The 23,069-nt window shown below is 74.1% G+C and carries 21 protein-coding genes and 1 pseudogene; 2 read left to right on the top strand and 20 right to left on the bottom strand.

The window, feature by feature from the left end; genetic code table 11:
* Nucleotides 1-14: 14 nt before the first annotated feature.
* From P3T34_RS28745 to P3T34_RS28705, 9 genes and pseudogenes are all read right to left on the bottom strand, one after another.
* Entirely contained in the window at nt 15-662 is a 648-nt protein-coding gene (locus P3T34_RS28745; RefSeq protein ID WP_280668931.1) for an alkaline shock response membrane anchor protein AmaP, read from the bottom strand.
* A gap of 40 nt (nt 663-702) precedes the next feature.
* Entirely contained in the window at nt 703-1,305 is a 603-nt protein-coding gene (locus P3T34_RS28740; protein ID WP_280668930.1) for a DUF6286 domain-containing protein, read from the bottom strand.
* Nucleotides 1,302-1,700 carry a hypothetical protein gene (locus P3T34_RS28735; protein WP_280668929.1) on the bottom strand — a complete coding sequence of 133 codons (399 nt, stop codon included), beginning with the start codon at nt 1,698-1,700 and terminating at the stop codon, nt 1,302-1,304. The genes P3T34_RS28740 and P3T34_RS28735 overlap by 4 nt, the downstream gene beginning before the upstream one ends.
* On the bottom strand, nt 1,697-1,891 hold the full coding sequence (locus tag P3T34_RS28730) for a hypothetical protein (RefSeq protein ID WP_280668928.1): 195 nt from the start codon (nt 1,889-1,891) through the stop codon (nt 1,697-1,699). Before P3T34_RS28730 ends, P3T34_RS28735 begins: the two co-directional genes overlap by 4 nt.
* A 32-nt stretch (nt 1,892-1,923) precedes the next feature.
* A complete protein-coding gene (locus P3T34_RS28725) occupies nt 1,924-2,400 on the bottom strand; it encodes an Asp23/Gls24 family envelope stress response protein (RefSeq protein WP_280668927.1) in 477 nt (158 codons plus the stop codon).
* A gap of 360 nt (nt 2,401-2,760) precedes the next feature.
* Nucleotides 2,761-3,580: pseudogene (locus P3T34_RS28720) on the bottom strand (enoyl-CoA hydratase/isomerase family protein).
* Between the two features lie 282 nt (nt 3,581-3,862).
* The gene (locus tag P3T34_RS28715) at nt 3,863-4,096 is read right to left on the bottom strand and encodes a helix-turn-helix domain-containing protein (RefSeq protein WP_035794854.1); all 234 of its coding nucleotides are present in this window, start codon (nt 4,094-4,096) and stop codon (nt 3,863-3,865) included.
* A 379-nt stretch (nt 4,097-4,475) separates the two neighbouring features.
* Nucleotides 4,476-6,074: a ribosomal protection-like ABC-F family protein gene (gene abc-f, locus P3T34_RS28710; protein ID WP_280668926.1), complete on the bottom strand. Its 1,599-nt coding sequence runs from the start codon at nt 6,072-6,074 to the stop codon at nt 4,476-4,478.
* Between the two features lie 251 nt (nt 6,075-6,325).
* Entirely contained in the window at nt 6,326-7,255 is a 930-nt protein-coding gene (locus tag P3T34_RS28705; protein WP_280668925.1) for a hypothetical protein, read from the bottom strand.
* 281 nt (nt 7,256-7,536) lie between these two features.
* On the opposite strand from P3T34_RS28705, the gene P3T34_RS28700 reads away from it, so the two are divergent.
* Entirely contained in the window at nt 7,537-8,820 is a 1,284-nt protein-coding gene (locus tag P3T34_RS28700; RefSeq protein ID WP_280668924.1) for a glycosyl hydrolase, read from the top strand.
* Here P3T34_RS28700 and P3T34_RS28695 read toward each other — a convergent pair.
* The 9 genes from P3T34_RS28695 to P3T34_RS28655 form a co-directional block, all read right to left on the bottom strand.
* Complete coding sequence (locus P3T34_RS28695) at nt 8,801-9,967, bottom strand: GNAT family N-acetyltransferase (protein WP_280668923.1); 1,167 nt, start codon at nt 9,965-9,967, stop codon at nt 8,801-8,803. The two genes, P3T34_RS28700 and P3T34_RS28695, sit on opposite strands and share 20 nt — an antisense overlap.
* On the bottom strand, nt 9,964-10,677 hold the full coding sequence (locus P3T34_RS28690; RefSeq protein WP_280668922.1) for a lipopolysaccharide biosynthesis protein: 714 nt from the start codon (nt 10,675-10,677) through the stop codon (nt 9,964-9,966). Before P3T34_RS28690 ends, P3T34_RS28695 begins: the two co-directional genes overlap by 4 nt.
* A 2-nt stretch (nt 10,678-10,679) precedes the next feature.
* Nucleotides 10,680-11,825 carry a glycosyltransferase gene (locus P3T34_RS28685; RefSeq protein WP_280668921.1) on the bottom strand — a complete coding sequence of 382 codons (1,146 nt, stop codon included), beginning with the start codon at nt 11,823-11,825 and terminating at the stop codon, nt 10,680-10,682.
* Nucleotides 11,822-12,616 carry a polysaccharide deacetylase family protein gene (locus tag P3T34_RS28680; RefSeq protein WP_280668920.1) on the bottom strand — a complete coding sequence of 265 codons (795 nt, stop codon included), beginning with the start codon at nt 12,614-12,616 and terminating at the stop codon, nt 11,822-11,824. The genes P3T34_RS28685 and P3T34_RS28680 overlap by 4 nt, the downstream gene beginning before the upstream one ends.
* The gene (locus P3T34_RS28675) at nt 12,606-14,354 is read right to left on the bottom strand and encodes a lipid II flippase MurJ (protein WP_280668919.1); all 1,749 of its coding nucleotides are present in this window, start codon (nt 14,352-14,354) and stop codon (nt 12,606-12,608) included. The genes P3T34_RS28680 and P3T34_RS28675 overlap by 11 nt, the downstream gene beginning before the upstream one ends.
* Entirely contained in the window at nt 14,351-15,673 is a 1,323-nt protein-coding gene (locus tag P3T34_RS28670) for an O-antigen ligase family protein (RefSeq protein ID WP_280668918.1), read from the bottom strand. The genes P3T34_RS28675 and P3T34_RS28670 overlap by 4 nt, the downstream gene beginning before the upstream one ends.
* A 6-nt stretch (nt 15,674-15,679) precedes the next feature.
* Nucleotides 15,680-17,188: a sugar transferase gene (locus P3T34_RS28665; RefSeq protein ID WP_280668917.1), complete on the bottom strand. Its 1,509-nt coding sequence runs from the start codon at nt 17,186-17,188 to the stop codon at nt 15,680-15,682.
* A 430-nt stretch (nt 17,189-17,618) separates the two neighbouring features.
* Nucleotides 17,619-18,773 (bottom strand): glycosyltransferase family 4 protein, encoded by a 1,155-nt coding sequence (locus P3T34_RS28660; protein ID WP_280672466.1) that lies wholly within the window; start codon nt 18,771-18,773, stop codon nt 17,619-17,621.
* Nucleotides 18,774-18,903: 130 nt separating this feature from the next.
* A complete protein-coding gene (locus P3T34_RS28655; RefSeq protein WP_280668916.1) occupies nt 18,904-19,344 on the bottom strand; it encodes an SRPBCC family protein in 441 nt (146 codons plus the stop codon).
* A 107-nt stretch (nt 19,345-19,451) separates the two neighbouring features.
* Between P3T34_RS28655 and P3T34_RS28650 the strand changes: the two genes are divergently transcribed.
* Nucleotides 19,452-20,312 (top strand): HipA family kinase, encoded by an 861-nt coding sequence (locus P3T34_RS28650; RefSeq protein WP_280668915.1) that lies wholly within the window; start codon nt 19,452-19,454, stop codon nt 20,310-20,312.
* Between the two features lie 17 nt (nt 20,313-20,329).
* Here the strand turns inward: P3T34_RS28650 and P3T34_RS28645 are convergent, their stop codons facing one another.
* Nucleotides 20,330-21,451 (bottom strand): amidohydrolase family protein, encoded by a 1,122-nt coding sequence (locus P3T34_RS28645; protein ID WP_280668914.1) that lies wholly within the window; start codon nt 21,449-21,451, stop codon nt 20,330-20,332.
* A gap of 4 nt (nt 21,452-21,455) precedes the next feature.
* Nucleotides 21,456-22,829 carry a glutamine synthetase family protein gene (locus P3T34_RS28640; RefSeq protein ID WP_280672464.1) on the bottom strand — a complete coding sequence of 458 codons (1,374 nt, stop codon included), beginning with the start codon at nt 22,827-22,829 and terminating at the stop codon, nt 21,456-21,458.
* Nucleotides 22,830-23,069: the final 240 nt, after the last annotated feature.

Below are 23,069 nucleotides of genomic sequence, written 5' to 3'. Positions count from 1 at the left end.
CCGGCTCCCGCCGCTCAGATCACCCGGGGCCGGTGCGGGTGGCGGGGTTGGCGGACCCGGCCGCTCGCCGGGGACGCCACGCGCAGCCGCAGCTCCAACGGGAGCGGGAGCGGGGCCTGCCCGCCGGTCACCGCACGGGCCTGCGCGACCGGACCCGCCTGCAGCTCGCGGACGGTCGCGGCCACGTCGGCCCCCGGTTCGAGCAGCAGCTGCGCCTGCAACTGGGTGCGGCTCCCCCGACCCGCCAGCCGTACCCGGGCGCGCCGCACCTCGGGCAGCGCCTCCGCCCCCGTGGCGATCACCGCGGCCAGCGCCGAGCAGCGCACCCGCAGGGTCAGCCCGGGCGTGCCCGGGGTGGGCAGCGCCAGCTCGGTGGGCGAGGTGCGCCGCAGCTGCGCGAGCAGCCAGCCGAAGGAGACCGCCGCGACCAGGGTCAGCACGGCGATCACCACCGGCCACCACCACTCCCGGTGCCGCCAGCGGGTGCGCGCGGCGTGACTCAGCACCGGCTGCCCTGGCCTGGTCAGCGGCCACCAGCTTGGCTGCCCCAGGTGCCAGACCCGGTAGAGGTTCAGCCCACCGGCCAGCACCAGCAGTGCCACCACCAGCAACACCAGCCCGACCAGGCCGAGCAGCACCCGGTTGACGGTGACGCGACTCATCGAAGACGGCTCCTCAGCTCTCAGTGCATGTCACTGCATGTCAGTGCATGTGCGGGCGGTGCTTGGCGGGCCGCAGGCGCACCCGCAGCCGCAGCGGGCGGACCAGCCCGATCCGCTCCAGCTCGCCGGCCAGTTCGGCGTCCGCCTGAGCGGCATCGGCGCTGCCGAAGAGCGTCACCGTGGCCTGCCGGTGGCTCACCCGGACCTTCGCGGCCGCCACCATGGTCAGTTCCAGCGCCCGGGCCTCCAGCACCGCGGCCACCCCCGCCCGCTCGATCAGCGCCCCGGGCGCCTGACGCAGGGCCAGCCACCGGCCGTTGCCGGGGGTGACGGCCAGCCAGAGCAGCCAGCAGCCGAGCACGGCCGCCACCGCGGCGGCGGCGAACACCCAGGCCGAGTCCAGGTGCCGGGTGGCCAGCTCGTCGGCGATCCTGACCCGCCAGGCGCCGGCCCGGTGACCGGTGCGGACGGCGGCCACGTCGTAGAGCAGCGCCCCCGAGGCGACCAGGACGACCAGCGCCACCACGGCCGCCGCGGGCCCGCGCGCCGACCTCGGCACCCGGTACTGCTCGGCGGGGTCAACGGCCGGGTCCTCTCCCGGCTCCTCGGGCCGGGCCGGTGGCCCGGTCACCGACCCGCTCACGGCTGCTCCACCTGCGCGCCGGCGGCCGGCGGCAGCAGCCGCTCGACCACCACGACCACCTCGCGCGTGGGCACCCCCGTCAGCTCGCCCACCCGCTCGGCGACCGCCTCCTGTACCGCCGCCGCGAGCACCGTCAGGTCGGACGGGAACGGCAGGTCGACCCCCACCCGCACCCGGGCCGAGCCCCCGGAGACCGACACCGAGACCCGCGGCGCCTCCCCGGGGGCGACCGCCGCCCCGGCCGCCGCCGCGAGGGCCTCGCGCGCCGCCACCCAGGCGATCCGGGTGAGCACCCGGTCGGCGATCCGCAGTCGCCCGCGCTGACCCGGCGGGACGGTCCGCCCGGTGTCCGGGCCCCAACCGCGGTCGGCGCCGTGCATCGCCGGCGCGGTCACCGACGGCGCCGGTCGCGGCTGCGCAGCAGCTCGGTGAGGTCGCTGAGATCCAGGTCACCCTCCAGCACCCGGCCGACCACGAAGCCGACACCGCCGAGCACGGCGACCAGCAGGAAGGCGGCGAACCCGCCGAAGTAGCCGGCGAAGCCCAGGGCCATGCCGGCCACCATGCCGATGAGCGCGAGATTCACTGTTTCTCCGAGCGGTGGATGGGGGGCGGCTGCTACTGGACCCGGGAACGCCTGTCAGAGGAGGACGGGAGCTCCTCCTCGTCCTCGTCCGGCTCATCCGGCAGATGGACGTCGTTGACCGCGATGTTGACCTCGACCACTTCGAGACCGGTCATCCGCTCCACCGCGCCGATGATGTTGCGGCGGACGGCGGCGGCAAGGTCGGGGATCACCACGCCGTACTCGACGATCAGCGCGATGTCGATCGCGGTCTGCTTCTCGCCCACCTCGGCCTTGATCCCGCGCGAGACACTGGAGCGGCCACCGGCCGCCCGGTCGCGCATCGCGCCGAAGGTGCGGGAGAGCCCGGAGCCCAGCGCGTAGATGCCGGGCACTTCGCGAGCGGCCATCCCGGCGATCTTCTCGACCACACCGTCGGCCAGCACCGTGCGCCCACGGTCCTCGGCCGGGTGGGCGCCGTGCGGGGCACCGGCCTTACTGAGATCGGACGGCTTCGGGGTGTCGGGCATGGGGGTGCCTCCTGGGTCGCGTCTCCAGCTATACCGCAATTTGCCCCAACTCTGACATTTCGCCACGAACCGCGCCTCCGGGCGCCGACCGGGGACGCGAAAGGGCCCGGCTCCCCTGGGAAGCCGGGCCCCTCTCGGGTCAGCTTTAGACCGACCGGCAAATGGAGGGTGGGAGAAGAAGGGGGTCCCCCCGGCCGGAGGCTGGGGGAGGGTCGAGGGCCGAGTCCAGGCGGTGCCGACGAAGGAGCCATGGCGGAGCCCTGGCGACTGAGGAGAAGCCGTCAGGGGGGCACCTCCCGGCCGAAGGCTGGGGGAGAGAGCCATCGGCCCGCGACGCCGCCCTCCATTTGCCGGTCGGTCTTAGTCGCCGAGACCGGCCAGATCGCGCAGCCGGCGGGCCTGCGCCGCCCGTTCGGCCGAGCGCTGCTCGTCGTAGGAGCGCTGACCGGCGCCCTGCAGCAGCGCCTTGGTCTCGATCACGGCGCTGCGCGGCGCGGCGAGCAGCGCGGCGGCCAGCTCGCGGGCGGCGGTGTCCAGCTCCTCGTTCGGCACGGTGAGGTTGGCCAGGCCGATCGTGGCCGCCTCGTCACCCGAGACGTCCCGGCCGGTGGCACAGATCTCCAGCGCCCGGCCATAGCCGACCAGGTCGGTCAGCGGCTTGGTGCCGGCCAGGTCGGGGACCAGGCCGAGCGAGGTCTCACGCATCGAGAACTTCGCGTCCTGGGCGCAGATCCGCAGGTCGCAGGCGAGCGCCAGCTGGAAGCCGGCCCCGACCGCGTGGCCCTGGACGGCGGCGATGGTGATCACGTCGGCGCGGCGCCACCAGGTGAAGGCCTCCTGGTAGCCGGCGATGGTGGCGTCCAGCTCCTGGTCCGAGGAGGCGGCCAGCGCGGCGAAGCCCTGCTCGCCGGGGATGCCCTCGGGGCTGAACATCGCGCGGTCCAGGCCGGCCGAGAAGGAGACGCCCTCGGCCCGCAGCAGCACCACGCGGACCGTGCCGGGCAGCGCGCTGCCGACGGCGGCGAGCGCGCGCCCACATCGCGGGGGTCTGCGCATTGCGCCGCTTGGGGTGACAGAGCGTCACGACGGCGAGCTCACCCTCGACCTCGAGCCGAACACCGGCCTGCTCCCAGGCGTCCGCGGAGTCCGCGGAAGAAGGGGTGGAGACGGGCGCGGTCATGGGCACCTCCGGCGACGGGCAGGGCAGGCTCCGGTGCGCCGCCCTCTGCTTCTACCGGAGAGTAACTTATCCCGCGCACCTTGGGTACCGACCAGTACGGACCGGGCGGCGACCACCCGGGTCCGGACATGACGATCGGCGGCCGGACGTATCGTCGCGGTCGCCGATTCGCCTGGACCTCCTGCCGGGTCGGCGGAACCTGTCGAACTCCTGCTGACACGTCACCAGGACAACCGGGGGGTCTGACCGGCGATCCGGTCCTGCGCCAAACCTGACGGTCCCTCAGGATCCCGCTGCCGCAGCAGCCTTGGCCTTGCCGCGCGTAGCGCCGCCGCGACCCCGAAGATTCACTCCGGACTCGCTGAGCATGCGGTGCACGAATCCGTACGAGCGGCCGGTCTCCTCCGCCAGCGCACGGATGCTCGCTCCGGAGTCGTACTTCTTCTTCAACTCGGTCGCGAGCTTCTCACGCGCGACACCAGTTACCCGGCTGCCCTTTTTCAGAGTCTCGGCCACCCGTGCCTCCTCGTAGCTGTGCTCGATCGGATTCCCATGATCACCCATCCCCCGGCTCCTGGCCACCCATTCGACAAGGTCTGTAGCGGGAATCAAGCGCCCGGCGGGTGTACCGCCGACGCATCCGGGTGCTCACCCTGGGTGTGCGCGGCCTCGCCGCAATCGGCGGGCGCGGACGAAAGAGCTGATCAGCCGGGTCGTCCGGGAGCTGTCGCGGAGGTGAACAGGCTAAAACGGAATCCTGGACCACCGCATTCCCGAGAGCGCCCAGGTGATGGGTTCGTCTGGGCCAGATGCAGGAGCGCGTGTCTACTCAACGCAAGCGCCCGTGACCACAGCAGTGGTCACGGGCGGTTTCTCCGGGCTTTTGCGGGGAGGGTCAGGCCAGCGACACGAGGTCGTGGTAGGCCGGGGTCCACAGGTCCTCGACGCCGTCCGGCAGCAGGATGATCCGCTCCGGCTCCAGCGCGTCGACCGCGCCCTCGTCGTGGGTGACCAGGACCACCGCGCCGGAGAAGGAGCGCAGCGCGCCCAGGATCTCCTCGCGGCTGGCCGGGTCGAGGTTGTTGGTGGGCTCGTCGAGCAGCAGCACGTTGGCGCTGGAGACCACCAGCGAGGCCAGCGCGAGGCGGGTCTTCTCGCCACCGGAGAGCACCCCGGCCGGCTTGTCGACGTCGTCGCCGGAGAACAGGAACGAGCCGAGGATCTTGCGGATCTGCACCAGGTCGGTGTCCGGCGCCGAGGAGCGCATGTTCTCCAGCACGGTGCGCTCGGGGTCGAGCGTCTCGTGCTCCTGGGCGTAGTAGCCGATCTTCAGGCCGTGCCCGGGGATCACCTCGCCGGTGTCCGGCTTCTCGACTCCGGCCAGCATCCGCAGCAGGGTGGTCTTGCCGGCGCCGTTGAGGCCGAGCACGACGACCCGCGAGCCGCGGTCGATGGCCAGGTCGACGCCGGTGAAGATCTCCAGCGAGCCGTAGGACTTGGACAGGTCGGCGGCCGTCAGCGGGGTCTTGCCGCAGGGGGCCGGGTCCGGGAAGCGCAGCTTGGCGACCTTGTCGTTGGCGCGCACCTGCTCCAGGCCGGAGAGCAGCTTCTCGGCACGCCGGGCCATGTTCTGCGCGGCGACCGTCTTGGTGGCCTTGGCGCGCATCTTGTCGGCCTGCGCGTTGAGGGTGGCCGCCTTCTTCTCGGCGTTGGCGCGCTCGCGCTTGCGGCGCTTCTCGTCGTCCTCGCGCTGCTGCTGGTAGAGCTTCCAGCCCATGTTGTAGACGTCGATCGCCGAGCGGTTGGCGTCCAGGTAGAAGACCTTGTTGACGACCGTCTCGACCAGGTCGACATCGTGCGAGATCACGATGAAGCCGCCCTTGTAGGACTTCAGGTAGTCGCGCAGCCAGACGATCGAGTCGGCGTCCAGGTGGTTGGTGGGCTCGTCCAGGAGCAGCGTGTCGGCGTCCGAGAAGAGGATCCGGGCCAGCTCGACGCGGCGGCGCTGACCACCGGAGAGGGTATGCAGCTCCTGGCCGAGGATGCGGTCCGGCAGGCCGAGCGCGGCGGCGATGGTGGCTGCCTCGGCCTCGGCCGCGTAGCCGCCCTTGGTGAGGAACTCGGTCTCCAGGCGCGAGTACTTCTTCATCGCGTTGTCCCGGGTGGCGCCCTTGCCGTTCGCCATCCGCTCCTCGTTCTCGCGCATCTTGCGCAGCACCGCGTCCAGGCCGCGGGCGGAGAGGATCCGGTCACGGGCCAGCACGTCGAGGTCGCCGGTGCGCGGGTCCTGCGGGAGGTAGCCGACCTCGCCGGAGCGGGTGACCTGCCCGGCCGCCGGGATGCCCTCGCCGGCCAGCACCTTGGTCAGCGTGGTCTTGCCGGCGCCGTTGCGTCCGACCAGTCCGATCCGGTCGCCGGGCGCGACCCGGAAGCTGGCGGACTCGATGAGGATGCGGGCGCCGGCGCGCAGTTCGAGGGCGTTGACGGAAATCATGGCTGGGAAAGCTCCTGGGGCTGGGACGGCCCCGGTCCGCGTCATGACAGCCGGCGGCGGGGGCACAAGGGTGCGGCGAGGGTCTGGGCGGCGCCGGAACGGCGCGGGACGGTGCGGCGACGGCCGAACGGTGCGCACCGCACCGGCGCACACCGTCTGGCTCGCTGCCTGCCGCCGCTAATGCCCGCGGAGAACAGCCATACGGACCAGTCTACCGGGACGCCCGGAGGTGCTCGAAGGGGTTTCCTGGCCTATTCGGCTACCGCGGTCGCGGGGCAGCCGGTCACCGGCTTGAGCGCCGCGAACGGCTCGGCCGGGCTGTCGCACGGGGTCTCGGGCACGCCCTGGTCGGTGTCGAAGATCCAGCTGCCGGCCAGCGGGCCGTCGTCGACCTGCACCCGGTGGCCGTCCAGCGCGGTCAGCTTGACCTTGGGCCCGGCGTTCAGCTGCCAGCCGTGGCCGTCCAGCTTGAAGCCGGTGATGCCGCCCGGCAGCGGATGGCCGGCTCCGTTGGTCCCGGTGCAGGTGCGCGGGACGAGCACGGCGTCGTCGGTCTGGACGGCGCGCAGCGGGTCGAAGAGGCAGCCGAAGAGCGGGCGGGAGTTGAACCGCAGGTCGCCATCGCGGTCGCGGAAGCCCATGGTCAGGCCCGGTGTGGTGATCTGCACCCAGGCCTCGGGCGCGGTGACGGTCTGCAGGGCGGCCGCCGCGCGCTGCAGCTGGAGCTGCTTGCGCTGGGCGTCGGTGCGCTGGTCGGCGCCGGGCTCGCCGTCGCCGCGCAGCCACTCGGCCAGGCCCGGCACGGCGCGGTGCCAGCGGACCTGGTGGTCGGCGGTCTGCACCGAGGTGACCATGCCGTCGTCCCAGACCACGATGGCGCTGCCGCCGAGCACCGAGAGGTGCAGTGCGGTCGCGCCGTCCCGCTGGTAGCTCCAGAGCAGCTCGCCGCTGGACTTGTCGTACGCCTCCAGGCCGGGGCCCACCCGGAGGTCCAGGGCGGGCGCTCCGGTCGCCAGGGCGCTCACCGGGCTGGCGCCCGCGTTGCCCGGCGCGGACACCTGGTCGCCGAACGGCACGGGGCGGTTCGCATGGGCGGCAGCGCCTACGCCGAGCACCAGGAGCACGGCCATGGCGGGCAGGGCGGATCGGGGCGTGAGGGTACGTAGCGGCTTCCAGGACACCTCGGGAGGGTACCTGGCGAGAGCTTGGACGTCAGCATGGCGGGGCCGGGTACCCACTCTGCGAGCGGATAACCGGACAATCGGATGGCTGTTTGGACGGGGATCGTTTGCCTACCGATCACCCGAACGGTCAGCTTCTGGAACCTTTCACACCGGATTCGGCCATACTCGCCGTACTTGTCCACTTTAGGGTGACATTCGGCTTTTCTGACGGCTCGTAGCCTTACTCTCGGTGCTGCAGGCGTGCCCCGACCGCCTCGCGGACGCCACGAGGAGAGAGCATGCGAATCGGCCGCCTGGCCCTGGCAGCCTCCACCGTGCTGCTGCTCACCACTGCGGGCATCAGCACCGGCAGCGGACCGCAGACCACGGCCGACCGGCTGCCCGCCGTCTCCTCCGACGGCGCCGCCCGCTCGCGCGGTGCAGCCCCCAAGCCGCCCACCCTGCGGCCCGAGCACGAGGTGCCGTTCGGCGCCTTCGTCGGCTCCTGGGACGACTACATTCCGCAGATCGCCAAGCTCGCCGGCTGGCTGAACGGCGCCAACCTCCAGGTCGGCCACACCTACCTGGCCAAAAACAGCTGGACGGACGTCGAGGGCGAGACCAAGGTGCTGGCGCTCTGGGCGCAGTGGCGGCTGGCCGACCCGTCCCGGACGCTGGTGCTCAACGTGCCGATGCTTGAGCCGAACGAGGACAACTCCTCCGACCAGCAGGTGGCCCGGCTGCTGAACCAGGGCGCCCGCGGGGACTTCGACCAGCACTACCTCAAGCTGGCCAGGAAACTGGTCGCGCTCGGCGGCGGCGACACCGTGCTGGTGCCCGGCTGGGAGATGAACGGCACCACCTACACCGGCCGCTGCGGTCCCGACCCGACGGCCTGGAAGGCGTACTGGCGCCGGATCGTCGGCGTGATGCGCTCGGTGCCCGGGCAGCGGTTCCGCTTCGACTTCGACCCCAACCGCGGCACTGACGCGATCGCCTGGACCAAGTGCTACCCGGGCGACGACGTGGTCGACCTGATCGGCATGGACAGCTACGACCAGCCGGCCGGCGCCACCTTCGACGACTACGTGCGCGAGCCGCTCGGGCTGCAGGACCAGGTCGACTTCGCGACCCGGCACGGCAAGCAGGTCTCCTACCCCGAGTGGGGGCTGTTCGACAACGGGGACAACCCCGAGTTCGTCCGGCGGATGGTCGAGTGGATGCGCACCCACGACACCGCCTACCAGACACTGACCGACTACTGCCCGCACGGCTTCTGGGAGTGCCGCAGCAACCCGCGCTCCAGCGCGGTGTTCAAGAGCCTGATGGCCGGCTCCAAGGGCGTGCTGCCGCCCTGCCCCAGCCGGACCACCCCGGACGGGCGGCCGGTGAAGCCGGTGCGGCCCGCCCCGCACTGCGCGCCGGCCACGCCGACCGCACCGCCCACACCCACCCCGGCGGCCTCGGCCTCGCCGACCCCGCTCGTTCCGACCCCCGCCCAGCCGGGCCGGCCCTTCGTGTGGCCGCTCGGCTGGCCCGCGGCCTGGCCGGCCGGCTGGCCGGTCAATGCCGCGCGGCGTTGAGCACCTCCCGCAGCCGCCGGGCCGGGCCGCGCAGGTGCGGGGCGGCGGCCATCCGGGCCCGCACCAGGGTGAGCCGCAGGGTCAGCGCCACCGCGAAGCAGCCCGGCCCGAGCAGCAACCGGTGGTTGCGCTCGCGCTCCGGCCGCCAGCGCTCCTTGTACGGCTCCTCGCCGCGCATCAGGCTGACCTCCGGGATGCCGGCCCGGACGGCCTCCTCCAGCGAGGTGCCGAAGAGCAGCCCGGCGATGTCCAGGCGCTCGCGCAGCCGCGGATGCGCGCCGTAGAGGTAGAGGCCGGCGAACGAGCGGCAGAGCAGCAGCAGGTCCACCGCCATCAGCTCGCCGTCCAGGTAGTAGCGGTAGACCACCGCTTGACCCGCGGCGGCCAGCCCCGCGGTGGACTCCCTGAGGTGGGCGGCGAAGCGCTCGCTGACGTGCTCGGGGGTGACCGTACGGCTCTCCCACTGCAGGGCGTGCAGGCTGAGCAGGTCGTCCATCGCCGCCGGGACCTCGTCCACCGGCACCCGGCGGGCCTCGACGCCCGCGTCGAGGAGCTTGCGCTGCTTGGCGCGGCTGCGCTGGGCGGTACGGCCGGGCAGTCGGGCCAGCAGCTCTTCCATCGGGACGGCCGGCAGGTGCTGGCAGACCGAGTCCAGCAGCTGGTGGCGGCGCCCGCGCCACTGCGCGTAGACCTGGTGGGCGCCCGAGCCCGGGCGGACCTCGCGCAGGTCCAGGGCGTGCCAGGGGCGGTGCAGCGGTAGCGCGGCGGCCAGCTGGGCGGCGGCCTCGGTCGTGCAGGAGTCGTCGAGCAGCAGCTCGGTGAAATCGATCAGGCCGCCGCCGAGCGCGGTGAAGGTCCCGCTCCGGCTGCGCTGCAGGGCGGCCGCGCCGACCAGCAGGCCGTCCCGGCGCACCAGCACGACGTGCAGGCTGCCCGGGCGGCCGTAGGCGCGCCACCAGGACTGCTGCCAGGCGGCCGCCTGGAAGGGCGTGGCGGTGTGGCAGCGCGCGGTGAGGCCGGCCCACTCCTCGGCGACCTGGGCCAGCGCCTGGTCGTCGCGGCGGACCTCGGTGGTCCACCGGGCCCCCGCCGCGGCGGGGGCCCGGGTGCCGGCCGGGGTGGCGGCGGGCTGCTGGGTGGTGGTCACTTGGGGCTCCCGGCGGTCGCGGGCTCCGGCTCCGACTTCTGCTCCGACTTCTGCTCCGACTTCTGCTCCGACTTCTGCTTCGGCTCCGGGCTGGGCGCCGGAACTGCGGTGGCCGCGGCCGGGACCTGCTCGGGGGCCTGGCCGGGGGCCTGGCCGGTGCGGCGGCGGGTCATCATCACCAGCGCCCCGACCAGCACGCCCGCCGCGCCGCCGACCGCCACATCCAGCGTGGCGCTCGGCGTGGTCGGCGTGTCCGGCTCGGCGGCGGCGGCCAGCGGGACCAGCTTGACGCCGGTCTCCTTGCTGCTGGTGTTGCCGAAGGCCACCAGCGACTTGGCCACCGCGTCGGCGGAGCGCACGGCGTCCTGCGGCCGGGCGCCGCTGCCGTCGATCTCGATCACCGGCGCGTCGGGTGAGGTGGTGCCGTGCACCAGGTTCGCCAGCTCGTTGCTGCTGTGCCCGGCGTCAGCCGCCGCCGCGTCCAGCACCTGCGGCTGGCCCGCCAGCCGGCCGTACGCCTGCGCGAAGTTGACCGCCAGCGCGCCGTCGCCACTGGTCTCCGGGACCACCACCACATAGGAGTTGGCGGAGTAGACCGGTGGCGAGAGCACCGCGTAGCCGGCCCCGGCCAGCGCGCCGAGCGGGACGGCGATCGCCACCGGCCACCAGAGTGCGGCCAGGGTGCGGACGGTGAGGCGTGGATCGGGCATCTCTAGTACTCCCTCGCTCCGGTCGGCGCGAGCATCCTGTCGCGTCCCAACCGCTGGTACAGGACGGCCAGTTCGGCGGCCGTACGGGCAATGTCGTAGTGCGCCACCGCGGGCGGCTGCGGCAGCGCGGTGGCGCGCCTGGCGCCGAGGCCGCCGAGCGCGGCGAGGTAGCTGGCCGGGTCCGAGGCCACCTTGAGCGCGCCGGGGGCGGCGTCCGCCGGGAGCTCCTCGAGCGCCGGGCAGGCGCTGTGCAGGACCGGCAGGCCAGCCGCCAGGCCCTCCAGGACGGCCAGCCCGAAGGTCTCCTCGACCGAGGGCGCCGCCAGCACGTCCATCGCGGTCAGCAGGTCGCGGACGTCGTCGCGCTCGCCGACGCAGACCAGCTGCCGGCCGACCCCGAGCGCGGCCGCCTGGCGCTGCAGGCGGCCCCGCTCGGGCCCGTCGCCCACCAGCAGCAGCCGCGCGTCGCGCTCGGGCGGCAGGGCGGCGAGCACCTCCACCAGCACGTCGAAGCGCTTGCCCGCCACCAACCGCCCCACCGCGCCCAGCACCCAGGCCTCGGCCGGCAGGCCGAGCGAGGCGCGTACGGTCTGCCGCAGCGCGGCCCGGGAGGCGGTCGGCAGGGCGTAGCGGGCGGCCTCGATGCCGTTCGGCAGCATATGCACGCGCTGGCGCGGCACCCCCCACTCGGCGAGCGTCGCGGCGACCTGCGCGGAGACCGCGACGGTGCTGCCGCCGAGCCGCTCGGCGGCCAGGTACAGCGACTTGACGCCGAGCCCGACCCGTCGGCCCTCGATGGTCCCGGCGTGCAGCGAGTGCTCGGTGGCGACCACCGCGCGTACGCCGGCCAGCCGGGCCGCCAGCCGGCCGTAGAGCCCGGCGCGGTAGAGATGGGTGTGCACGACGTCGTAGCGCCCGCGCCGGATCAGCCCGGTGAGCCGGGGCAGCACGGTGAGGTCGCGGTTGCCGCGCATCCCGAGGTTGTAGACGGTGAAGCCCTCGGCGCGCAGCGCGGTGGCGACCGTGCCGGGGTTGGTCAGGGTGGCCACCTCGCAGTGGTAGCCGCGCGGCAGATTGCGCAGGGTCAGCAGCAGTTGGCGCTCGGCGCCGCCTGCGGCCAGTCCCGTGATGATGTGCAGTACCTTCAACGTTCCACTCCTCGTCCGGCCCGGCGAAGCTCGGTCACCACGTCCCGCAGGCCGTGCCGGCCGCGTTTGGCGCGCAGCCGCCAGGCGCCGTCCCGGTCCCCCACATAGCAGCGGGGCAGGGCGAAGCGCCCGGCCAGCGGGCTGTGATCGATCGCCACGGCGTAGTCGTAGCCCGCCGCGGCGACGGCGCGGGTGGCGGGCTGGTCCACCGCGCCGTACGGGTAGCAGAAGCCGCCGACGGGTCCGCCGACCAGCTCCTCCAGGGCCTGTCTGCTCTCCCGCACCTCGGCGCGCAGCACCTGGGCGGGCAGACCTGGCAGCGCCTGGTGGGTCATCCCGTGCGATCCGATCTCCCAGTCGGAGCGCGCCAGTTCACGCACCTGGTCGACGGTCAGCAGCTGCTTGCGGGGGCCCTTGACGTCCCAGCCGTTGTCGCCGCCGAGCCGGTCGGCGACCACGTACGCGGTGGCGGTGAACCCGTAGCCGCGGAGCACCGGGACGACGTGCCGGGCGAAGTCCGCGTAGCCGTCGTCGAAGGTCAGGCCGACCAGCCGGCCCGGCACCCCGGCCGCCTGCGCGGCCAGCAGGTCGCGCATGCTGACACCGCGCCAGCCCCGGCCGGCCAGCCAGCGCATCTGCGCGGCGAACCGCTCGGGGCTGACGGTGAGCAGGTACGGATCCTCGTCCTCCTCGGCGACCGAGTGGTACATCAGGACCCACGGCGCCCCGTACCCGCGTCCTGCGGCGGCGCTCTGCCGCGGCAGGTGCGGGTGGCTGAATTCAGCGGCCATCGGGCAGCGTTCCTTCCTCCGGGAGCTCTTGGGAGCCGGCCTGGCGGGTGAGCGGCAGCGCGCCGCGAGTGGTGGCCGGACGCAGGCGGCGCAGCGGGTCCAGCACCTCGCGGGCGCCGAACAGCGCGCCGAGCAGCGCATAGACCACCAACACGGCCAGGCCGCCGGCCGCGATCGAGGGGACCGGCTGGGCGCTGACCCGGGCCGCCAGTGTCCCGGCGGCCGTCGCGCCCACCCCGGCCGCCAGCAGCCTGGCCTGGCCGGCGAGCACCTGGCGCATCCGCAGCGCGATGCCGCGCATCGGCAGTCCGCGCAGCAGCAGCACGGCGGTGCTGGTGATGCCCGCGGCGTTGCCCGCCGCCAGGCCCAGCGCGCCGAAGCGCGGCATCGCCAGCAGGCCCACCACGGTGGTGACCAGCAGGCCGACGACCATCGAGGCGACCGGGTACCAGTCGAGCAGTTGGCGGCCCGCGCCGTCCGGTCGCGGGTCGTCGGCGCGCCGCACGGCCGGGCGCATCGAGAAGAACGGGCGCACCATCACCCCGGTCAGCGCCTGGGCCAGCAGGCCGAGGCTGTAGACCTGGATCACCTGGGCGGTGGCGGCGGTGTCCTTGGCGCTGAAGGCGCCGCGCTGGAAGAGCAGGCCCACCACGGCCGGCGCGCAGGCGATCAGGAAGGCCGTGCCGAGCAGGACCACCGCGGCGGCCTGGCCGAGGTCCTTCTCCACCCGGTCGCGGGCCGCCGCCAGGTCACCGGCTGCCAGCGCCCGGGCCACCAGCGGGAAGGTCACCGTGCAGATCAGGATCGCCGTGGTCATCGCCAGCTGGGAGACCTTGGTGGCGTAGTTGAGGTGCGAGATGGTTCCGGGCGGCAGCGCGGAACCGAGGTAGCGCTCGATGAAGACCTGCGACTGACGGCTGAGCGTGAAGGCCGCCACCGGCAGCAGGGCCAGCGGGCTGAGCAGCAGGCGGCGCGGGCCGCCGACGACGCCCGCGGCGCGCGAGCGGCCGGCCCGCAGCCGGTTGGCGAACGGGACGACCAGCACCCCGGCCATCAGCATGCTGCCGAAGGCCACTCCCAGCGCGGCGGCCCGGATCCCGAGCCGGCCGTGGCCGAAGGTCAGCACGCCCAGGATGCCCAGGTTGTAGGCGACGTAGATCGCGGCGGGCGCGGTGAAGCGGTGGTGCGCGCGGAGCGCGGCGCCCAGGTAGCCGGCCACGCCGAACGGCAGGATCGTGACGGCGGTGATCCGGGTGCAGGTGATCGCGAGCGCCGGATTCGCCAGGCCGGGGGCCAGGGTGTGCACCACGCCGGGCGCCCAGAGCGCGGTGGCCCCCGACAGCGCGCACAGTACGGCGAGCAGCCAGGGCAGTGTGTCGGCCGTCAACTGCCGTACCGGGTCCGGGCCTTCGGGCTGCTCCTCGCGCAGCACCAGGGCCAGGCTGAAGGCCGGGACCATCAGGAACGCCATCGCGTCCTCGATCAGCAGCGGCGCGGCGGTCTCCGGGACGGTCCAGGAGACCAGGAACGCGTCGGTGCCCTCGTCCGCGCCGAAGAAGCGGGCCAGCAGCAGGTCGCGCAGCAGGCCGAGCGCCGATCCGGCCGCGCTGAGCACGGCGGTGACCCCGAAGGCGCGGGCCAGGAAGGCGCCGGCCCGGGGCGCGGTGGGCGGCCGGGCGGCGGCGGCGGGGTCGGCGGGTGGTGTCTTGTGGGCGACGGCGGTGCGGTCGATCGTCACAGGGCGGCGCCGTCCGGGCGGTTCGGCAGCGCCCACCAGGCGGCGACGCCGAGGATCACCGAGGTCAGCACGGTGGTGGTGCCGCCGATGTCCGCGTAGAGGAAGTCGACCAGCACCCAGCAGAGCAGCCCGACGGCGGCCGGTCCGGCCTCTCCCGGCCGCCGCAGGCAGCCGATCAGCAGCGCGAGGAAGAGGCCGCCGTACGCGACCATGCCGACCAGCCCCTGCTCGCTGAGCACCAGGAAGTACATGTTGTGCGGGGAGAGCAGCGGCTCGCGCTCGAAGCCGATGGTGGAGTCGGCCGCGTCGCTGCCCGAGGAGAGCCGCAGCGGCGCGTGCGAGTCCCGCAGCTGCTGGAAGCTCTTGGGCCCGGCCCCCGTCACCGGGTGGTCGGCCCAGATCGCGGCGGCGGTGGCCCACAGGTCGTAGCGGTCGCTGACCGAGTGGTCCTCGTTGCCGGCGGAGACCGAGCCGATGCTGTCGAGGCGCTCGGCCACCCCGCCGCCGCCCAGGCCCAGGCCGCCGACCAGCACGACGGCCGCCGCCAGGCCGATCAGCGCACTGCGCACCGCGAGGCGGGCGTCGGCCCGCAGCAGCAGCACGGCGACGGCGACGGCGGTGGCGATCCAGCTGCCCCGGCTGAAGGAGACTGCCAGCGGGAAGACCAGGAAGGCGGCCGCCGCGAACAGCGCGCGGCGCAGCAGCCGGTTGCGGCGCTCGGCCAGCGCCAGCGCCAGCGCGGCGAGCAGGCCGAAGCTGACCACGCCGGACATCGCCATCACGTCCAGCGCGCCGAAGGTGCCGACCGCGCGGATCGGCTCGCCGGTGTAGGAGGCGCCGGTGCCGGTGAGGTACTGCTCGGCGCCGACGCCGCCCTCGATCAGCGCGGCGAGGACGAAGGCGCCGAGCACCAGCTGCAGATCCCGGCGCTCGCGCAGCGAGCAGACCACGGCGGCCGGGACCAGCACGAAGATCTGCACCAGCCGGACGAATCCGGTCAGGCTGGTGACCGGGTCGATCGAGGTCACCGTCGCGGCCGCGGCGGCGCAGACCACCGCGGAGAAGACCACGCAGGCCGGGCGGCTGATCACGACGGGTCGGCCGCGCAGCAGGTCCAGGGCGGTCAGCGCGACCAGGGCCAGCGAGGCCAGGTCGGCCGGGGTGATGTGGACGGCGGCGGTGACGTCCTTCTCCCCGGTCGGTACGCAGACCAGCAGGACGGTGGCGGCGGCCAGCAGACTGGGCCGGGCGAGCAGCTGCTGCCAGGGCCGGTGTAAGGCCGCGGATCGCCGGCGCGTCGAGGGGAGGGCAAGGGTCACCGGGTGTCAGCTCCCGTCCGGATGCAGCATCAGGGCGGCCGTCCGGAGCAGGATCTTGACGTCCTGCCAGAGGCTCCAGCTCTCGATGTAGCGGTTGTCGAAGCGGATCCGGTCCTCGATCGAGGTGTCCCCGCGCAGGCCGTTGACCTGCGCCAGGCCGGTGATGCCGACCGGCACCCGGTGGCGGTCCGCGTACTCGGGGTGGGCCTGGCCGAACCGCATCACGAAGTACGGCCGCTCGGGGCGCGGGCCGATCAGGCTCATGTCGCCGCGCAGCACGTTCCACAGCTGCGGCAGTTCGTCCAGCGAGCTGCGGCGCAGCAGGCGGCCGACCGGGCCCATCCGGTGGTCCTGCGAGATGTTCCAGCGGGTGGCCGACTCGTGCTCGTTGCTGGGCCGCAGGGTGCGGAACTTGAGGAGGGTGAACACCCGGCCGTCCAGCCCGGTGCGCTGCTGGCGGAAGAGCACGCCGGGGCCGGTGTCCCAGCGGACGGCGGCCGCGCAGAGCGCCAGCAGCGGGGAGACCGCGAGCAGGCCGAGGCAGGCCGCCAGGATGTCCACCCCGCGCTTGACGGCCCAGCTCGGCCGGCGCATCGCCGGGCGGCCCAGCCGCAGGCAGGGGAAGCCCCAGAGGTGGTCGGCGCAGCGGCGGACGGACGGCTCCAGCGAGCCGTACTCGCGCAGCGCCGGGACCAGCCAGACCTGGCAGCCGAGCCGGGTGGCCTCGCGCAGTGCGGCGGTGGTCTCCTCCTCGTCGGCGGCGCCGGCCGTGGCGATCAGATGGCGGATGCCGTGCCGGCGGATCTCGCGCTCCAGCACCTCGCGGCCGCCGAGCACCGGCAGCGGCGAGTCGCCGGGCAGCAGTACCGGATCGGGATCCAGATAGCCGACCGGGCGCATGCCGTACTCGCGCCGCTCGCGCAACACCGCCGCCACCCGCTGGCCCAGCGGGCCGGCGCCGAGCACCAGCACCGGCACCGGGCGGCGCCGGCGGACCTTGCGCGCCGCGCCGTAGAGCACCGCGCGGCCGAGGGCCGCAGTGAGCGACAGGACGGTCAGCAGGAGCAGCAGCCGCAGCGGGGTGAGCGGCCCGCAGGACGGCCAGTGGCCGACCAGCACGCCGGCCAACGTGACGGCGCAGGCCAGTGCGACGGTGGCGCGGGCGGCCAGCGAGGGCAGCTCGTCCAGGGCGGAGGGGGTCATCCGGATGCGGTAGAGGCCGCCCGCGAGGTTGAGCGGCAGCAGGACGGGGAGCACGGCGGCGGCGCACGCCAGCGGGTGGGCCGGGTCCACCGCGCAGGCCGCGGCAGCGGCGCAGCCTGCCACCGCGTCGACCACGAGCAGCCCGGCCGGGAGCACCGACCGGGAGCGGATGCCCCGGCGGTGGCGTCCCAGCGGCGGCGCGGACCGGGACTGCGCCGGGCGGGCGGGCCGGTCGAGGAGCTCGGTCGCGGCCCGCCGATCGCCGTCCGCGGACCGCCCGGGTCGCGGCACACCCTCGTGGTCAATGGTCATCAGCGCACGAACTCCCCTGCTGTGTGCCCCTGGCGGCGGGTTCTCGGCTCCGGTGGCCCGGCACCGCGGTACCGGTGCGTGGGTGCGGTCCGGGTAGCACCTGCTACCGCGCGGGCGGCTCTCGATCGCATTCGCGCAAGGACTTGGTCGAGGATCTCGCACAATACGAATGAAGCAGGCAATATCAGACATTACCGAACGCTGGCTAAAATTCCGGAAGTTGACTTGCCATTTCATTCCACCCGCCCATTAATAGGAATTTCCGATTTGGTCGATGCCAGCCCACGCACGATCGCGGCCCGGTGGGGGGCGATCGGAGTAAGCCGATGCAGTCGATGCGAATGGCCATTCGACACAGGTGGAACATTCCCGTGACAGGGATTGTCGCTACAGGGATTCCCCTGGCAGGCATTCACTGCCTGAGAAACGATCAGATCCCCGCGGGGACACGGGGAGTCCTGCGCCCGTCGATGATCAACTCGTGGTACAGATCCCGATACAGTTCGGACACCCGCGCGACCACCGAGCGCACATCGTGGTGCTCCACCACCCAGGCGCGCGCCTCCGCGCCGCGGCGCTCGCATTCCAGCGGGTCCGCCAGCGCCTCGGCCAGCGCGTTCGTCAGCGCCGCCGGGTCCTCGGGCGGGATCAGGCCGTCGGCGCGGTGCGCCCGGGGCAGCTGCTCGCGCGCGCCGGGCACATCGGTCAGCAGCACCGGCCGGGCCATCGCCATCGCCTCCAGCGGCGCCAGCGCCATCCCCTCCCAGCGCGAGGGCAGCACCACCAGATCCGCCGCCGCCATCCACGGGCGCGGATCGGCCACGTCACCGGTCAGCCGCACCCGGTAGGGCTCGGGCAACGCCCGGGCCTGGGCGGCCAGTTCCTGCGCGTCCGGGCCGCCGCCGACCAGCGCGAGGCGGGCGGTGGGCACCCGGCGCAGCACCGCGGGCCAGGCGGCGAGCAGCACGTCCTGGCCCTTCTGGCGGCAGAGCCGGCCGACGCAGACCGCCAGCGGCTCGGAGAGGTCCAGGCCGAGCGAGAGCCGGGCGGCCCGGCGCTCGGCGGGCGTGTAGTGGCGCAGGTCCACACCGTTGGGGACGACCCTCCAGGGGGCGTCGAGCCCGGCCGCCTCGCCGTCCAGCCGCTCCTGCTCGCTCACGCAGAGCATCGCCGCCGTCCAGCGGGTCGCGTACCGCTCCCAGCGGCAACTGGCCGTGGCCAGCGCGCCGGTGGCGGCGGCGAAGGACCAGGCGTGCGGCTGGAAGACGGTGGGCAGCCGCCCGCGCACCGCCAGCCGGCCGGCCAGACCGGCCTTGGCGCTGTGCAGGTGCACGAGGTCCGGGTCGGCCGACCGCACCAGCCGGCGCAGTCGGTGGACCTCGGCGGGGACGGAACGGCCCGGCGAGCGGCCGGCCGGCCAGTCCAGCAGCTCGGCGCCGGCCGCGGCTGCCTCGGGGCCGAGCCGGCCACCGGGCGGGCAGGCCACCAGCACCCGGTGTCCGGCGCCGCGTTGGCCCCGGACGAGGTCGGTGACCACCCGGGCGACGCCGCCGTCGACGGGCTGGGAGATATGAAGGATCGTCAGATGCACGGCCGCGAGCCTAGGGCGGGCCACGCCGGCCGCTCACGCTCCGTCACTCGCCCGGGGACGGGGTCCACCCGTACGGCTGGCGGATCGTACGGGTGTCCGGGTCCGTGTGTCCGTGTGCGTGGTGTCAGCCGAGGTTGTCGGCCAGCCGGGCGAGGATCTCGTCGTGGATGCGGTTGAGGCCCTTGGGGGCGAAGGTGCGCTCGAAGAAGCCGCCGATGCCGCCGGCGCCCTGCCAGGTGGTCTCGATCTGCACCTTGGTCTGCCCGGCACCGGCCTGACTGACCGTCCAGGTGATCACCATCGAGGAGTTGGCGTCGGTCTCCACCAGCTTGCCGGCGCTCGGCGCGCTGACGGTGAACAGGCAGTCGCGGACCCGCTTCTCGGTGGCCTGCAGCTTCCAGTGCACCTGGGTCCCGGCGCCCATGCCGCCGACGCGGACCTCGTACTCGCTGTACTGCGCGGGCAGCAGCTTCGGGCGGACCGTGCGGTAGTCGGCGAGGGCGTCGTACACCTGCTCGGGGGCTGCGGGGTAGGTCCGCTCGGTGCTGGCGTAGACCTGGGCCATGGCTGCTCGTCTCCTGGAAATAGGGGGTGTGTATGCGGTGTGTGGTCACTGACCGCGGGCGGGAGCAAGCCAACCACACCATCAGTGGCAGGTTTAGGCTGGCCGGTGTGCTGAAACAGGTGAAGGCTCTGCACTATCTGGACCCGCTGCGGGCGGGCGGCTCGGTGCCCGGGATCGTCGAGACCGACGACCTGGGCACCTATGTGGTCAAGTTCACCGGCGCGGCGCAGGGGCGCAAGGCGCTGGTCGCCGAGGTGATCGTGGGCGAACTGGCGCGGCGGCTGGGGCTGCGGGTGCCCGAGCTGGTGCTGGTCGACTTCGATCCGGCGGTGGCCGCGCACGAGGAGGACGCCGAGATCCAGGACCTGCTGCGGGCCAGCGCCGGGGTGAACCTGGGCATGGACTACCTGCCCGGGGCACGGGACTTCCGGCCGGCGCTGGTCGAGGTGGACCCGCTGGAGGCCGGCCGGGTGGTCTGGCTCGACGCGCTGACGGCCAACGTGGACCGCACCCGGCACAACCCCAACCTGATGGTCTGGCACCACCGCCTGTGGCTGATCGACAACGGTGCCGCGCTGGTCTTCCACCACCGCTGGTCCGGCGCAGCGGAGGCGGTGGCCAAGGCGTACGACCTCAGCGGCCACGCGCTCGGCGGCTACCACCCCGACGTCAGCGCGGCGGACGCCGCGTTGGCGCCGCTGGTGACCGAGGAGCTGCTGCGCGAGGTGCTGGCGCTGGTCCCCGACGAGTGGCTCGCCGACGAGCCCGGCTTCGCCGGGGTGGACGAGCTGCGCGAGGCGTACGTGCGCCACCTGGCGGCGCGGGCCGCGCTCTCGCCGCAGTGGCTGCCGCAGGGCTTCGCGACGGAGGAGCAGCTGCATGCGGCCGAGGCTGCCCGGGCCGCCAAGGCCCAGGCGGGCCGGCCGGCCTGGCTGCAGCACGTCCCGGATCTGCACGGGCCGCACTGAGCGGCGCCGCGCGGCTGCTAAAGCCCGTACAGGCGACGGGTGTTGGTGGAGGAGATCAGCTGGGTGAGGTGGGCCGCGTCGCTGCGGGTGCAGGCGTCGTCGGCCTGCCAGCCGGCCAGGAGGGCGGCCAGGCTGTGGCGGAACTGGGCGGCGCCGACCAGGTAGAGCTCGGGCAGGCCGTAGGCGTCGGTGGAGAACAGGACCTTGCTGAAGGGGGCGAGTTCCAGCAGCTCGCCGAGGACGGTCGCGGCCTGCGCGCCGGTGTAGCCGACGGTGAGGCCGACATCGGCGTAGACATGCGGGAACGCCTGCGCCAGCCAGCCGACTTGGCGGTGGTAGGGATAGCCGTGCAGCAACACCAGGGGGACGCCGGTCGGCTCCACCGCGCGGATGAACGGGGTGAGCAGCGAGGGGTCGGCCCGGTGCAGGGTGAGGTCGGGGTCGCCGAAGCCAGTGTGGAGTTGCAGCGGCAGCGGCGGAGTGCGTCGGGCGCAGAGGTCGACGGCCGTCCACAGCAGCTGCCGCAGCAGGACGGGGTCCGTCAACGGACCTGTGGGGTGGGCAAGTTGGACGGCCGCTGCCTGGACGGCTTCGGCCTCGCCCACCCGCTCGGCGGGGATGTCCAGGCCGTGGCGGTAGGCCAGCACCGACTTCACCGCGACGGCGTCCACCAGGGCCGCCGAGAGCGCGTCCCGCAGCGCGGCCGGCCAGTCGCGGGCGGCGGGTGCCCGGGCGGCCAGCGCCTGCGCGATGCTCTCCAGCCGCACCACCTCGCGCACCCGGGCCCCGCTGACGGCCGCCAACTCCGGGAGCGAGAGCAGCGGTTGACCCGCCGCATGGGTCAGCCCGGTGTCCACAAGGAGGGTGTCGAGACCGGCCGCGGCCAGCAGTCGGCGGGTCGCCTGCTGCGGGCCGAGCGCGCGCCGCCGGGCCAGGTAGTCGGCGCCGTCGGCGTGCGCGGGCAGGCCCAGGGCGGGCGGGCACCAGCGCCGGACGGCCAGCCCGAGCGTGCTGTCGAACGGGTCGTCGCCCGGCCTCGGCGGCCGGTCGGACTCGGTGAGCAGCGCGCCGAAGGCGTCCTCGTCGAGGTCGGCGACGACCAGGCTGTGGCAGTGCTGGTCGAGCAGGGGCGGGGGCATGAGGTCAGTAGCGCCAGCGGGTGGCGGCGGCCACCTCCTCGGCGGAGCGGCCGGCGAAGAGCTCGCTCTCGCCTCGGCGGACCGCGAGCACGGCCTCGAAGAGCGGCGCGCCGAGCGCCTCGCGCAGCACGGTGGAGGCCTCGAAGGCGGCAGCCGTCTCCTCCAGGCTGCTGGGCAGCCGCGGCACCCCGCCGGCCACGCCGACCGCAGTGGCCGCGCCGACCGCATCGGCCGGATCACCGGGCACCTCGGGCGGCAGCGCCAGGCCGGCCGCCAGGCCCGCGAGGCCGGCGGCGATCACCGCGCCGACGACCAGATAGGGATTGGCGGCGGCGTCGAAGCACTTGAGCTCGGCATTGGCGGCGCCCGGCCCCTCGTCCGGCGGGCCGGGGATCAGCCGCAGGGCGGCCTCCCGGTTCTCTAGCCCCCAGCACTGGTACGCACCCGCCCAGCGCTGCGGCTGCAGGCGCAGGTAGCTGGCGACGGAGGGTGCGCCGAGGGCGAGCAGCGCGGGCAGCTCGGCCAGCGCGCCGGCCAGGAAGGCCTCGCCCTCGGCCGTCAGCCCGTAGCGGCCGGGGCCGCCCTGGGCGAGGTTCCGCTCGCCGCGCCAGAGCGAGAGGTGCAGATGGCCGCCGTTGCCGACCGTGCCCGGCTCGACCACGGGGGCGAAGGAGGCCCGCAGGCCGTACCGGTTGGACACCGCCCGGATGGTCTGGCGGACCAGCACCGTGGTGTCGGCGGCCCCGACCGGGCCCTCGGCGGCGACCGAGACCTCGAACTGGCCGGGCGCGTACTCAGGGTGCAGCTGCAGGACGGTCAGGCCCTGCTCGGCGAGGGCGCGCAGCAGGTCGCGCAGGTAGTCGGAGAGGTCGGTGAGGCGGTGCATCCCGTAGGCCGGGCCATCGGTGGGGAAGACCGGCGGGTCACTCGGGGCGCCGGCCAGTGCCACCACCCACTCGATCTCGATGCCGGCCCGCAGGGTCAGGCCCCGCCGCAGCGCCTCGCCGGTCATCCGGCGGGCGAAGGAGCGCTGGCAGCCGGGGTGCACCGTGCCGTCCTGGGCGTAGCGGTCGGCGGGGGCCCAGGCCCAACCGGGCTGCGCGGCGAGCCGCACCAGCCGATCCAGATCCGGGATCAGCCGCAGGTCGCCGGCCGGGCCGCCGATCCAGCGGCTGGTGGTGATCGAGTCGTCCACCAGGAAGACGTCGAAGCAGGGCGCCGCGCCGACGCCCCAGGCGGCGGCGTGCTCCAGGCCCCGGACCGGGACGGTCTTGACCCGACTGAGGCCGGCGTTGTCGACCCAGCTCAGCGCGACCCCGTCGATCCCCTCGGCGCTGAGCCGGGCGGCGACGGCTCGCGCCCGGACCGCCCGCTCCATCCGGGCCTCGGCGGGGGTCGGGCCGGGATCGACGGGATGCTGCTGCTCAGCCACGGTGGTACTCACACGATCCATGCTGCCGGGCGCACGCCCCGCGCGGAACTCCCCGCAGGAGTGGTCGCGGTGGCGCCGTGCTGACGCCGACCGGCGCCGCCGACCGCGCCGCCGCAACAGGGGCCGCGCGACCCCTTCCCTACTCCCCGGTAGCTTCGCTACAGTGACCGCACGCACCACCGCTGG

The sequence above is a fragment of the Kitasatospora sp. MAP12-44 genome (assembly GCF_029892095.1).
Classification (GTDB): Bacteria; Actinomycetota; Actinomycetes; order Streptomycetales; family Streptomycetaceae; genus Kitasatospora.
Note: the sequence above shows the minus strand (reverse complement) of the source record. Positions and strands in the feature narration are given on the sequence as shown.

Bases quoted from the DNA above. Each gene is read 5' to 3' on its own strand.
- P3T34_RS28645 (WP_280668914.1), bottom strand. From the start codon at position 21,451: ATGCCCCCGCCCCTGCTCGACCAGCACTGCCACAGCCTGGTCGTCGCC.
- P3T34_RS28725 (WP_280668927.1), bottom strand. From the start codon at position 2,400: ATGCCCGACACCCCGAAGCCGTCCGATCTCAGTAAGGCCGGTGCCCCG.
- P3T34_RS28745 (WP_280668931.1), bottom strand. From the start codon at position 662: ATGAGTCGCGTCACCGTCAACCGGGTGCTGCTCGGCCTGGTCGGGCTG.
- P3T34_RS28700 (WP_280668924.1), top strand. From the start codon at position 7,537: ATGCGAATCGGCCGCCTGGCCCTGGCAGCCTCCACCGTGCTGCTGCTC.
- P3T34_RS28680 (WP_280668920.1), bottom strand. From the start codon at position 12,616: ATGGCCGCTGAATTCAGCCACCCGCACCTGCCGCGGCAGAGCGCCGCC.
- abc-f (WP_280668926.1), bottom strand. From the start codon at position 6,074: ATGATTTCCGTCAACGCCCTCGAACTGCGCGCCGGCGCCCGCATCCTC.
- P3T34_RS28640 (WP_280672464.1), bottom strand. From the start codon at position 22,829: ATGGAGCGGGCGGTCCGGGCGCGAGCCGTCGCCGCCCGGCTCAGCGCC.
- P3T34_RS28665 (WP_280668917.1), bottom strand. From the start codon at position 17,188: ATGACCATTGACCACGAGGGTGTGCCGCGACCCGGGCGGTCCGCGGAC.
- P3T34_RS28655 (WP_280668916.1), bottom strand. From the start codon at position 19,344: ATGGCCCAGGTCTACGCCAGCACCGAGCGGACCTACCCCGCAGCCCCC.
- P3T34_RS28690 (WP_280668922.1), bottom strand. From the start codon at position 10,677: ATGCCCGATCCACGCCTCACCGTCCGCACCCTGGCCGCACTCTGGTGG.